Here is a 12,763-nt window from a genome sequence, read left to right as displayed (position 1 = left end):
AGTGGGGCTTTTACGGGCAGCCCGACCCCCACCTAACTTCTTTGTTTTCGTCGAATTTTGAGGTGGAGGTCTTACTGCCCGTTAATGTGGGATAAATCAAATGACGTTTGGAGGATTCAAACATGAATGACAAAAATGTAAATAAAAAAGAAAATGTTATCGAAAACACTACATCTATTCAAAATAATAATACTGCAAATCTTAATATCGAAGAACAAGCAATGAACGGTTTATATGGAATGCCAGAAACCGCTATTGAAGATGCTGATCACGCTGCAACTGATGATTTAACTTCAAAAAATTAATTAACTACATGGAAAAAGCCAAGGAAAACATCCTTGGCTCTTCTATATTATATATCCAATTTTTGTACTTCTTCTCTCTTTTTAGAAAGTTTCCCTGGCCAAAAAGCAAAGCGGCCTAAAACAACTGTGATTGCTGGTACAAGTAATGGTCTTACAATAAATGTATCCAGTAATACACCAATTGCAGTTACAATACCAAATTGGACAAGAACTTGAATTGGAAGTGTGCCTAACACTGCAAAAGTCCCTGCTAAAATTAAACCTGCTGATGTAATGACACTTCCTGTTTGTATAACGCCATTTTTCACAGCTTCTACATGACTTTGATTCTTTCTATTTTTCCATATTTCTGAAACCATAAAGATATTATAATCTTCACCTAAAGCAACTAAAAATACGAATGCGTATAACGGTATCGCACCTTGTATTGCTGGAGCTCCCATACCAAAATGAAGTAATATCCATCCAGCTCCTAATGCAGAGAAGAATGATAAAACAACTGTTACTATTAAATAAATCATCGCTACAATTGATCGTAAGTAGACAAGTAATAGTAAAGCTATAATACTGATCATTACTGGAATAATAACTGCTTCATCACGTTCCGTAATTTGTTTTGTGTCATATAGTGACGCTGTTTCCCCACCAATCCACAATTGATCTTCAACATTATTAATCCCCGCATCTTTTAATACTTTTTCTACACTATTTTTCAATTTAGGGATTTGATCTAGCGCTGCAATAGAGTACGGATTTTCCGCTAAAGAAACTTCATACATTTGTATTTGTTTATTGTCTTTTCCCTCTTTTGGCTCTTTCACTGTATTTACAAAAGAAAATTTCTCAATTTCTTGTTTAATAGGAAGCTCTTTTCCTTTCGTATCAACAACAATTTTTACAGGTGCTAGTTCACCAGCCGAAAAATGATCACTAATCAACGTAAACCCTTCACGTGAAGGCATATCTTTTGGAAATGATTCTAATAGGTCATAAGTGTATTGAATGCGCGGTACGAATGAAGCTAATCCACCTAATACAAATACGGTTAACATTATAATTGTCCACGGTCTTCGTACTACAATATCTCCAAGTTTTTTACTAAATAGGCCTTTTGATTTTTTGACTTTTACTACTTTCTTTTTCCTTCTTGCAAACTCTTCATTCATCGAAGTTGTTCTCGGTATAAACGGGAAAAATGCAACTCTACCAAAAATTAATAAAAATGCCGGAAGAATTGTTAAAGCAGCAATCCCCATTATGAATACAGCAACACTAAATGGTACTGCAAATCGATGAAAGGCACCATACTGAGCAAGTAATAATGTTCCTAATCCAAGTACAACAGTTAAGGCACTCATTATAATTGCCCCGCCAGATGCTTTAATCGCAAGTTGCAGCGCTTTATATTTACTTTCTTCTTCTAACAAGTACTCTCTATATCTCGAAATTAAAAATAAACAATAGTCCGTTCCAGCACCAAACAATAATACTGTCATGATTGATATCGCTTGGGCATCTACTTTAATCCATCCGTGATCGGCTAAAAAACCAAGTGTAGGACTAATAATACCGTATGCAAATCCCACAACAAGTAAAGGTAAAATTGCTAAAATTGGTGAACGATACAATAAAATTAATAAACCTAATACGAGTAATACGGTAGCAACTAATAATTTCACATCTGCTTGACTAAATAAACTAACTGCATCTGTTTGAATACCTACAGGTCCAGATAATCGAGCATGTAAACCAGAATCACTTATCTTTTGTTTGAATGGATCTTCGTCCACTTTACTATTCACTATTTTTCGTAACTCTTCTAAATTATCTTTTAATATATCCGTTCCAGCAGATTTATTAAAGAATACCGGTGTAACAAATGATGTACCATCCTTTGATGCGCTTTTTGATAATACTTGCTCTGGAATTGTATCAAATGGTGGTAATGTTGATTGTTCTTTTAAAGGACTGGCCTTTAATTCCTTATAAACGTCTTGTATGAGTTTATAATCCTTTGACTGTAATCCACCATCTCTATGCCATACTACTAACAATGGATTTCCTGCATTATTAGGAAATTCTTTTTTCATAAGTGCTTCAGCTTGCTGTGACATAGCTGTTTCAGGTAAATTTTTCGGATTCGGCTCTTTCTTACTATTTACTTGTGGTAACGTAAATGAAAGTACTAATGTAATAAGAATCCATACCGATAATGTTATCCATTGCGTATTCTTCCCTGCTACAAGCTTCCCTAACATATGTAACGGTTGCTTTTTCATAAAAACCCACCTTCCTTTTTTCCTCCAATATTAATTATATATACTGGTCGGTTAATTAATCAAGAATGATTAAAAATTATGTTATAATTATCTCAATCATAAATGTCAGGAGCGAATGTATTTGGAACAAAAACAACGTCCTCTCGGAAGGCCTCGTCAAAATAAAAATACAAAATCTACAAAAGAAATCATTTTAGAAGTTGCAACTAGGCTATTTCTCACTCAAAATTATCAAGTTGTTTCGATGGATGAGGTCGCGAAAGAATGTGGTGTTACAAAAGCAACCGTCTATTATTACTATTCAACAAAAGCGGATTTATTTACCGCTACTATGATTCAAATGATGGTACGAATAAGAGAAAATATGGATCAAATCCTCTCTACAAATAAGAATTTGGAAGAAAGATTATTGGACTTTGCTACAGTATACTTACACGCAACGATGGATATTGATATGAAGAACTTTATGAAAGATGCAAAACTATCGTTATCTGCAGAGCAATTAAAGGAACTGAAAAATGCCGAAGATAACATGTATGAAGTATTGGAAAAATCAATTGCTAATGCGATGCATATTGGAGAAATACCTAAAGGGAATCCAAAATTTGCTGCCCATGCTTTCGTAACTTTATTATCAATGGGGAATTTTACAGATGAGAATCGTAATTCTATTCTTGCTAGTATAGATGAATTAGCACAAGAAATTGTTTCTTTTTATTGGAACGGGTTAGGTCATTCATATTAAATAAATTCCCTTTAATAAAAGAGCATGTTTGAATTTTTCTCAAACATGCTCTTTTATTATTTATTAAGAGTTCTATTTATAAAATAGTAATTAAATTATTTTTTAACATCGTTTAATGTGTTTTGTCATCCCAATCGAGAATGCTTCAAATCCTTTAGATTCATAGTAAGATTGCAATTTTTCTACACACATAAGTTGGGGAATAACCTTGTTGTGTTCACAATGCTGGATTAATCGTTTCACTATTTCTTTCCCGATGCCACTAGACTGATATTTTGGCAATACACCAACTTTGTTTACACATTCGTTCTAAATCGTTAACCGTTAATTTAAGAGCATTCCATCCTAAAGATTCATATAACGCTAATAATCCATTGAAGTCTGTTGGGTGTTCAATTGTGTAGCTTATACTATTATTCATGTGAATACTCCTTATTCTCTCGTTTGTTTATATTTCGTAAAATAACCCTTAATATGAAGTTAACTTAAACAAACTTCCATAAGAACAATATAATTCCTTCTCAACATAAAATAAAAAGAAGTTAACCTCACCACAGTTAACTTCCTCTGTATAAAACTATCATTATATTATCAACCAAAAATCATACAGCTACATACGATAAGAACGAACAAAACTAATAAACTATTTGAGAAATAACCCATAGAATACTACCGATACGATAAACTTAACTAAACCTATACAATTCAATCAAATTTACACAAGTTAGTGCTTCATCGTGTTCTCGCAGCCCCAAAGGGACGAGGGGTATAACACTCCACACGAGGCAGTATCGTTACCTCCTATTATCAAGCATTTATTTTACCCATCTTGATAAATTTATCGCAGCATTTACATCCCTATCGTGATGACTATTGCATGGAACACAACACCACTCACGTATTTTTAAACTCCACTGTCCTTCTGGTTGAACTGAATGGTCGTATTTTACGCCGCAACATGAACAAATCTTGCTTGAGGCGAACCATTTATCAGCTTGTACATACTCAATGCCATGCTTCTCGCACTTGTATGATAAACATTGAAAGAAGAAGTTTAATTTTTGAAATGAAGATGCTTTCGATAGTTTTTTGTTTTTTAACAGGTTTGAGACAGATAAGTCTTCCACAACAATCCTCATTGGTTTGGTTTTCACCAATTTAGCTGTTGCTTGATGGATATGGTTATTTCGGATATTCATAATTTTCCTAGGTAACCGCAGGTGCTCAGTTTTAGCTTTTTCATATCCGGCAGATTGAATTTTTACACCTTTTCTAAATCTCCTAGACATATCTCTTTGTGCTAACTTTTTCCTTTTCAAAAGTTTTTTAACCTTGGCATCTTTGTTTATATTTCGTTCTTTCATACCATTAGAAGCTACAAAAAGCTCTTTTAAACCAACATCCACACCAATCGACTCATTGGTTAGTTCTTGTGATTCAAAGTTTTCTTTGAATCCTACACTAATCCACCAGTGACGACCGTCAAAGGTAACTCTTGGATTTGATGTTTTTTTGTTTCTTGGTAGTTGTTGGCTTGTTTTCACTTCTCCAATAGACTGAATATGAACTACTTTCTTTCCTATAATCAGTCTTTCATAATTGGCATAAAATCCTTGAATTAAATCTTTTTTGGATTTATAAGAAGTGTGATAACCATTTTTGTACTTTTCGAACGAATGTTTCCTCGCCTTGTCAAAATCTTTTGAAGCCTGTTTTGGAACTTGTGCATTGATGTCATTTAACCACTTATATCTCTTTCGCTTCTTGATCTTTGTAAATCTTTTCTGTAAAGCTAACTGTGAAACAGATTTTCCAAATAGCTTATAATATCTATCACTCATTCTTTTACAATAGTTATAAGCGAATCTTGCAGCTCCAGCATGGTTTCTAAGCACTTTTTCTTGTTCAGGCGTTGGAATCAGTCTGACTTTCTTCGCCAATATCATCAGAATTTAACTCCTTTAATGAAAGATTTGTTCTTCTGAATAGTAGCGTGTTCCACCAGCATTCTCCTAAGACTACTCGGATGCAAACCTGTTAATTCTGATACTTGACTAACTCGTGAAAATTTCATTATTATTCTCACCTCATTGAACCTAACATAGCACGTATGTTCGATATTTTCAATAAAGTTTGATAGATTCAATAAAATTTATCTTGTTCAACTAAGGGCGCAATTCCTTAGCCAGTTCTCTTATGAACTTCTCATATTTTCATATGAGCGCAGACTATATGTTTATCTCTTTAGAGACAGAGGATTTTTCCACCACCATAGGCTTGTGATGTACTCTCGTCAGTTATACGAGATAGTCGTTGAACGTTCATCTTATCCATTTTGACTTAGATGATTCGAGGCGGAAGACCCATTGTTCTAGTGTTTAGGATTTAACCTTGCACCATCTGATTGATTTTTTCTGCTTTCGCAACATTCACGCTCACCATTTCTAGCCACGTTGTAGTTCAATCAGCTTTAGGGATTGCCCGCAGTTAACCCTCACTACTAGCCAATCACTTGACTAGCAGGGCTTACTGATATATTTAATTAACTTTCGTTATAATTGGTTAAATAAATCGTAACAGTTAGTTACCCCTTTATTAAATTATGTAATAGATTTTATCATAAAATGATTTACAACATAATAACTGAAAAAGACATTATATTCATTAGTTATATACGTTTAGTAATATTTTATTTTCGATCATATTCTCCTTTCCTAAAACAACTACTCAAACACATCCACTTCAGTCCACATAAATTCAAAAACGACAAATTAGTAAATAAAAATTTACCATATTAAATTCAATTAATTGATTTATAGTTAAATTAGTAATAAAATAATGACTAAATTCATAAAGAAAGAAAAATACGCTAAACAAAAAAATATAATAAGCCGCCCACATGGACAGCTTATTATATTTTTTTGTTATCGAAAGTTAATCTCCTTAATCTGAGAATTCCTTAAATAATACTTCTAATTCTTTATCATTATGATATTTACCATCACTAATAAACTTTTCTATTTCAACTGTACAATCTTTCTTACATTCTATTTACCATCTTTGACCTGGAACATTTACTTCCACCATGATGCTGCCTCTTCTAATTTTGCTTATACGATAAAATATATTTCGTTCCTCTTGTTCATTTAGAAAATGATTTAATTCTTTAATACTAGCCAATTTTCTACCTCGTTTTTTGCTTATTTACATAAAATTCGAAAGCGGAAGTTAATCAACGAGGGTTTAATCTCAATATTTTCTTGATTTAATGATAATAGAAGATGGTCTCCGTTTTTCATTTATTAATTCTGGCATTTTTTCTAATCCTGTTGGAGTTGACTCTGGCTCAATAATTTTCTCAATTACAAAACCGTTGTCTATAAGAGTATTAATTAATGTTGAAATTGTTCTGTGATATTTAACAACACCATCTATCCACCAATGTTCCTCCCTTTTTCCTTCTTCCTGGTAATTATCTAATGCCCAATGCAATCTGTTTCCATTATTATCCTTAAACCAATTATTCATTTCCTTTCGAGCTGTTACTATTGGATGTTCTGTTGAAAAGATAAATTCACCATCATTTTTTAACAAATCTCTTATTTTCTTAATTAGATGTGAGTAATCTTCTATGTAATGTATAACTAAAGAACTTGTTATTAAGTCGAATTTTTGATTTGGCAAATTAAGTTCTTCTATTGGTACACACATATAATCTATTTTTTCGTTTTTGTTATACATTTCAGCTTGTTCAATCATATTTCTTGAGATGTCCACTCCTATAACTTTCGAGGCACCATTTTCTACACAGTACATAGAAAAATGACCAGTTCCACATCCCAAATCTAATACAGACTTATCTGTAAGATTAGCAATTATAGATTTAATTGCTGGCTGTTCAACAAAATCATTAAAGGTAAATCCATTTTCACGTAATGACTTATAATTTTTAAAGAAAAACGGATTATCATAAATGTTTTGTTTCATTATATACCTCCTATAATACAATCTATATTTTTTATATTCTAGGGGGCATCCAAAAATTCCTATATTAACCAAAATATACTTCAACTAACCTGCTATTTAGTTGAATAAGGAACAGTGTATATCCTATACATGTTAGGTTGACATAACGTCTCATTATCGATAGCAAGAGAAAGGAGACACCCTACACTCACCAGCGAAGCACCTTTTTTGTTCTATGGATCTATGCGTTTTTTATACATTCCTATACTGATGCCGTTTTAATGTTATTTTTTGTTATTGGATTCATCAAAAAACTGTATAAAATTTCGTATGCTCTTAGCGTGAGGATTTTCCGAAATGCTAGCGATTCCCCTATCGTTCCAAAAACTCAATAATCGTTTCACATACTTTATCCGTCTCCTCTATATCTGGGAAATGCGCACTATTTTCAAATATAACAAGTTTACTATTTTTCAATTGTCTCGTTATTCTATTACTCATTCCTACACCCGTGTTATAGTCATGCGCCCCGACTAAGACACACGTATCAATTTCTAAATCTTTAATGCGCTCAATAAGCGGTAAAGGTGATTTTGTTTCAAAAATAACTTTACTCATCTTTCCTGTATTACTTAACTTACTTTCCTCCCAAAGACTGCGATTTAACTTTGCAAATTCTTCATTTTTAAACAATAGACGATCTATAGTTGCTGTATCAACTATATTCCAAACTTGATTATATTTTTCTTTTAACGCAATTTCCGACTTACTTATTTTCGATATTTGTTCTTTCATTTCCCCTTTCGTTATTTGTAGAAAACCTTCTATCTGCACAGTATACATATCATTAAAATCATCTAACAATGGTGCTTGTAATACCATTGTTGCAACCTTTTTCGGATATTTCAAAGCATACTCTAAACAGAGTTGTCCACCAAAAGAGTAGCCTAACAAATTTACCTTCTCTACATTTAATTTCTTTCTTAATTCCTATAAATCTTCCACTAGAGTATTGATTGAGTACTCACCGTCATCTTGTGGTGCCTCACTTCGTCCACATCCTCTTTGTTCGTAATAAACTACAGAGATATTTCCTTCTAACCTCAACCCAAGTGTTCTTTCGAATACATAATGATTACCACCTGAACCACCATGTACAATAATAAGAGGAACTGTATTATGAGCTGTCCCTGCAACTTTACACCAATGCAAAATCCCATTGATTTTCAAATAATGTACACCATCTTGCAACATTAACTGAATCATTTATCTCTCTCCTTATCGCTCACTTATTACTATCTAAATGTATAAGTTCTGACCATTAACACTTTTTCCCTTAATATTCTTTAAACACTATCCTTATTTATATGAATATCTTTTTTATTCGAAAATAGATTTTTAAAAATTCCTACCCCGACAATTAATAGGCCTATGCCAACTAATTTATTTATTTGTAATGGAATGCTCTCCATTCCAAATAATCCGAATGAATCAATACACAAAGCAACGACCAATTGGGTAATAAGGCTAATTAACACCGTATACGCTGGACCTAAACTCTTTATTGCGCCCATTATACAAATAATTAGTCCAATGCCAAACAATCCACTTATATAAAATAAATAATTTGCAGTATAAAAATTAATGATAATACTTTTCTCTGTAATGATATAAAATATAACAGAACTTATGAGACCTATTCCAAGAACACATGTAGTTGTTAACCACTGTCCTACATTTTCATTCACTTTCGTGTTAAAAACAGATTGTAAGCTAATTAATATTCCAGCTAATATGGCTAAACTAAATCCAATCAAAATCTTCCTCTCCCTTTCATTACTCATATATATTATCTTTAGCAACTTCCTTCATTCCAAAAAAATCTTTAATTACAATAACTCCATTTTTCTTTTCAATTAATTTTTCTTTATAAAATTTTTGTAACACCCGAATTACGTGCCTATAACTTACTCCTATAAAATCCGCAATACTTGATACCGATGTTGCATCCAAATCCTCTTTATACATATTCCCGTTACTATCTGTTGAAATTGAAAGTAAATAACTAGCTACACGTACTTCTACAGGATAAAGTAAATTAAGAGCTGTAAAACGGGTCGATATTTTTAACGTGTTCGCAATATTTTCAAGTAGGAAGTTCATAAATATAGGATCATGTAATAACTTGTTTCTAATAACCGTATTAGAAATGGAGATAGCTACAACATCTGAACAAGCTTCAACGACATTATGCGTCTTACTTTTTTGTATTAATTCAATATCGCCAACAACTGCCAATGGATTAATAAAACGAAGGATGAGTTTCTTTCCTTCTGGTGTAATCGTATAAACTTTTACTTTACCTTTAACAACGAAATTCAAACGATCCATTTCATCATCTATATTGCAAATAAGCTTGCCTTTTTCAAAATGATTTACTTGAAAATAATCAGTACTTATTCCTGAAAAAATTTCAAGCATATTATAAGCTTTCAAATATTGAATAATTAATTCTGACCTATTCTCCACTTTCATTTCCTCCTTTCATTTACATATTAAATACAGCAATACCTATAATCATTACTATTGTTCCCACAATGTGATATCTCTCCATTTGTATCTTTTTTATATGAAATAATCCTTTCATTTCAATAAAGGTTGCTGTTAACAATTGAGCAACCATAAGTGTTCCAGCTGTTAATGTAACTCCCATTGAATATATCGCCATAGTTTCTGCACAAATAATCAAACCACCGAATGCACCGGCTGCTAAATATACTTTTTTCACACCCTTTAAATCCGTTACTTTCTCTTCTTTCTTTACCAAAAATACAGTAGTTGCAATAAGAAACCCAATTAAATGCGTTATAATACTCGTTGACCATATGCCGATATGTGAACTAAGTTTCGCATTAAAGGTTCCTTGAAGTGTTATAAATAGACCAGCAAAAATAGCAAATACAATGCCCTTCAAAAAATCATCTCCTAATTTTCTATTTCTGACTTAATTAAAAGCTATAATCCTACAAAGGCAAAAGGACAAATGTCACATTACTATGAAAATAACTGGGAATGAATAAGAAAAAACACACCTCAAAATATTTGAGATGTGTTTTTATAATTTTATCGATATATAATGTTTTATAAATAATAACTACGCTATATTAACAGGTTTATTCTTCATAACAAACTTTGCAAATAAGAAACGTACTAACGGTCCCATAATGATTATTTGTAGTGGATACGCCATCATGAAGTTTTTAATAAAAATTGAAAAGTAAATAGAAATAAATGAGTCACCATGTAGCCCGTTATGTAAATACATCATAGCCATACCAAAAAATGACATAAAGAACACCATTCCAATTACCATTGCTGTCGCCATCGCAAGTATAATATTTATTTTCTTCGATTTATCAAATGGTAACGCGAATACAATTTTTTTCGCACAAGGTCCAACGATACATATTTCAATTAATAGTGCAATCATAAATCCAATTAGTAATTCTAATGCAATCTCCTTAATATGAATTGGCCCTCCTGCTCCATTCATTAATACATTGTAAAACGTCATTACGATAACCATCCCGAGGCACATCATCATACCAAATTGGAGGTTTTCCTTTCTTGTTGTTGGCAATTTTCATCATCCCTTCTCTTTGAGTCTTTGTCATTATATCGATATTGAAAACCTCTTCGTAAGTGAACAATTTGTGAACGTTTTTAAAGCGGTTACGTGTATTCCTTCCGCTTTATAACTTTTTACTGACAAAGGTTTTATATATTGTGATGTTGAATTACTAAATTTAACATTACTATATTCGATAATTACTACTAGGAGGATACCCATGAATGAATCAGAATTTTACGCATATCACATCGTTACAAGGAAAGAAATGAAAATTGGACAAATCATTCAATTTGATAAAAATCAAACTAATACTCTATATCGCTTCTTTTTTGAAAGAGACCAATTAAATTCTAACGGTGAAGATGGCATAAAAATTTTAATCAATCATTATAATAATGACGGATTACATATAAATAATGAAAATGCTAAATTAGTTATGAATTATATAGATCAAACAATTAGAGCGGTTAGAGAAACGATTGTAGAAATGGTTAGGTTGCAAGAATATACTGCATACCCGTCAAGATTATCTTGCTTATATGCTGCCAAAAGCTATGAAGATGCTTTGAAATGGAAAACGCTATTTGATTCTTACAATCGAGAAGTTTTGCAGATTGTTAAACTACGAGTGATTGGATGTTTTTTTGAAGGTGACGGGAATCTTTTACCGAAAGAAGATGGTATTCCTTTCTCTCAAAAAATTGAACAAGCTAGAGAATATTGGAAAGGAAACGTTAGAAATGAACTTCCTGAGCTATTGATTAATGGGAAAATTGAGGTAGTTGAAATTATTGATGATTTTTCCTCACTTCATAATTAATTCCTTACTAAACCATATAGGATGGAGATTACAATGAAGAAAAAAGTATACTTCAATCATGATGGTGGTGTAGATGATCTAATTTCACTATTTTTATTACTCCAGATGGATAATGTCGAACTTACAGGTGTTTCAGTTATCCCTGCAGATTGTTATTTAGAACCCGCAATGTCTGCAAGTCGTAAAATTATTGATCGCTTCGGCAAAGGTAATATTGGAGTAGCAGCGTCAAACTCTCGTGGGAAAAATCCATTTCCGAAAGACTGGCGGATGCATGCATTTTATGTAGATGCTTTACCAATTTTAAATGAGTCTGGAAAAGTTGTAACACCCATGGCGGCAAAGCCTGCACATCACCATTTAATAGAAACGCTTCTACAAACGGAAGGAAAAACAACTTTATTATTTACCGGGCCACTAACTGACCTTGCCCGTGCATTATATGAGGCTCCCATAATTGAAGATAAAATTGAACGTCTCGTTTGGATGGGCGGTACATTTCGTACTGCAGGCAATGTACATGAGCCGGAACATGACGGAACAGCCGAATGGAATTCATTTTGGGATCCCGAAGCAGTAGCTCGTGTTTGGAATGCTAATATAATCATTGATTTAGTAACTCTAGAAAGTACAAACCAAGTTCCGTTAACAATAGACATACGTGAACAGTGGGCAAAAGAGCGTAAATATATTGGTGTTGATTTCCTTGGTCAATGCTATGCGATGGTCCCTCCTCTCGTTCACTTCTCAACTAACTCTACTTACTATTTGTGGGATGTATTAACTGCTGCTTTTGTTGGGAAAGCTGATCTTGCAAAGATACAAACGATTAAAAGTATTGTTCATACATACGGACCTAGCCAAGGGCGTACAGTGGAAACTGATGATGGGCGACCTGTAAATGTCGTTTACGATGTAAAACGTGACGTATTCTTTGAATATATTACTAAATTAGCTAAAAAAGCTGCTACTTGAAACCTCAATTACACGAAAAAATTTATTAAGAATGATATACTT

At 32.6% G+C, this 12,763-nt stretch carries 12 protein-coding genes and 2 pseudogenes; 4 read left to right on the top strand and 10 right to left on the bottom strand.

From position 1 onward, the window contains the following. Positions 1–122: 122 nt before the first annotated feature. A complete protein-coding gene (locus tag LUS72_RS11935) occupies positions 123–305 on the top strand; it encodes a DUF4021 domain-containing protein (RefSeq protein WP_264448964.1) in 183 nt (60 codons plus the stop codon). 47 nt (positions 306–352) lie between these two features. Here LUS72_RS11935 and LUS72_RS11930 read toward each other — a convergent pair whose 3' ends face one another. Further along, a complete protein-coding gene (locus tag LUS72_RS11930; RefSeq protein WP_264448963.1) occupies positions 353–2,584 on the bottom strand; it encodes an MMPL family transporter in 2,232 nt (743 codons plus the stop codon). A gap of 121 nt (positions 2,585–2,705) precedes the next feature. Between LUS72_RS11930 and LUS72_RS11925 the strand changes: the two genes are divergently transcribed. Next, complete coding sequence (locus tag LUS72_RS11925) at positions 2,706–3,329, top strand: TetR/AcrR family transcriptional regulator (protein WP_141533486.1); 624 nt, start codon at positions 2,706–2,708, stop codon at positions 3,327–3,329. A gap of 102 nt (positions 3,330–3,431) precedes the next feature. On the opposite strand, the pseudogene LUS72_RS11920 reads toward LUS72_RS11925, so the two are convergent. The 9 genes and pseudogenes from LUS72_RS11920 to LUS72_RS11880 form a co-directional block, all read right to left on the bottom strand. Continuing rightward, a pseudogene (locus LUS72_RS11920) lies at positions 3,432–3,750 on the bottom strand (GNAT family N-acetyltransferase). Positions 3,751–4,144: 394 nt separating this feature from the next. After that, positions 4,145–5,275 (bottom strand): RNA-guided endonuclease InsQ/TnpB family protein, encoded by a 1,131-nt coding sequence (locus LUS72_RS11915; protein ID WP_264448962.1) that lies wholly within the window; start codon positions 5,273–5,275, stop codon positions 4,145–4,147. Between the two features lie 1,105 nt (positions 5,276–6,380). Then, the gene (locus LUS72_RS11910) at positions 6,381–6,509 is read right to left on the bottom strand and encodes a hypothetical protein (RefSeq protein ID WP_255290738.1); all 129 of its coding nucleotides are present in this window, start codon (positions 6,507–6,509) and stop codon (positions 6,381–6,383) included. 69 nt (positions 6,510–6,578) lie between these two features. Then, positions 6,579–7,316 carry a class I SAM-dependent methyltransferase gene (locus LUS72_RS11905; protein WP_000812398.1) on the bottom strand — a complete coding sequence of 246 codons (738 nt, stop codon included), beginning with the start codon at positions 7,314–7,316 and terminating at the stop codon, positions 6,579–6,581. A 351-nt stretch (positions 7,317–7,667) separates the two neighbouring features. Then, positions 7,668–8,561 (bottom strand): annotated as a pseudogene (locus tag LUS72_RS11900) (alpha/beta fold hydrolase). Positions 8,562–8,641: 80 nt separating this feature from the next. Further along, a complete protein-coding gene (locus LUS72_RS11895) occupies positions 8,642–9,112 on the bottom strand; it encodes a DMT family transporter (RefSeq protein WP_097831147.1) in 471 nt (156 codons plus the stop codon). Positions 9,113–9,131: 19 nt separating this feature from the next. Continuing rightward, a complete protein-coding gene (locus tag LUS72_RS11890; RefSeq protein ID WP_420720169.1) occupies positions 9,132–9,824 on the bottom strand; it encodes a Crp/Fnr family transcriptional regulator in 693 nt (230 codons plus the stop codon). Positions 9,825–9,843: 19 nt separating this feature from the next. Further along, the gene (locus LUS72_RS11885; RefSeq protein ID WP_097831149.1) at positions 9,844–10,269 is read right to left on the bottom strand and encodes a DMT family transporter; all 426 of its coding nucleotides are present in this window, start codon (positions 10,267–10,269) and stop codon (positions 9,844–9,846) included. Between the two features lie 180 nt (positions 10,270–10,449). Next, on the bottom strand, positions 10,450–10,935 hold the full coding sequence (locus tag LUS72_RS11880; RefSeq protein WP_264448960.1) for a DUF2798 domain-containing protein: 486 nt from the start codon (positions 10,933–10,935) through the stop codon (positions 10,450–10,452). 208 nt (positions 10,936–11,143) lie between these two features. Here LUS72_RS11880 and LUS72_RS11875 point away from each other — a divergent pair, with 208 nt between their 5' ends. Next, complete coding sequence (locus LUS72_RS11875) at positions 11,144–11,746, top strand: DUF2441 domain-containing protein (protein WP_097831150.1); 603 nt, start codon at positions 11,144–11,146, stop codon at positions 11,744–11,746. Between the two features lie 33 nt (positions 11,747–11,779). Continuing rightward, positions 11,780–12,721 (top strand): nucleoside hydrolase, encoded by a 942-nt coding sequence (locus tag LUS72_RS11870; RefSeq protein ID WP_097831151.1) that lies wholly within the window; start codon positions 11,780–11,782, stop codon positions 12,719–12,721. The last annotated feature ends 42 nt before the right edge of the window (positions 12,722–12,763 follow it).

The organism is Bacillus cereus (genome assembly GCF_025917685.1).
Lineage (GTDB): Bacteria > Bacillota > Bacilli > Bacillales > Bacillaceae_G > Bacillus_A > Bacillus_A cereus_AT.
This window is presented reverse-complemented; position numbering and strand designations above follow the sequence as displayed.

Bases quoted from the DNA above. Each gene is read 5' to 3' on its own strand.
- LUS72_RS11930 (WP_264448963.1), bottom strand. From the start codon at position 2,584: ATGAAAAAGCAACCGTTACATATGTTAGGGAAGCTTGTAGCAGGGAAG.
- LUS72_RS11915 (WP_264448962.1), bottom strand. From the start codon at position 5,275: ATGATATTGGCGAAGAAAGTCAGACTGATTCCAACGCCTGAACAAGAA.
- LUS72_RS11905 (WP_000812398.1), bottom strand. From the start codon at position 7,316: ATGAAACAAAACATTTATGATAATCCGTTTTTCTTTAAAAATTATAAG.
- LUS72_RS11870 (WP_097831151.1), top strand. From the start codon at position 11,780: ATGAAGAAAAAAGTATACTTCAATCATGATGGTGGTGTAGATGATCTA.
- LUS72_RS11875 (WP_097831150.1), top strand. From the start codon at position 11,144: ATGAATGAATCAGAATTTTACGCATATCACATCGTTACAAGGAAAGAA.
- LUS72_RS11935 (WP_264448964.1), top strand. From the start codon at position 123: ATGAATGACAAAAATGTAAATAAAAAAGAAAATGTTATCGAAAACACT.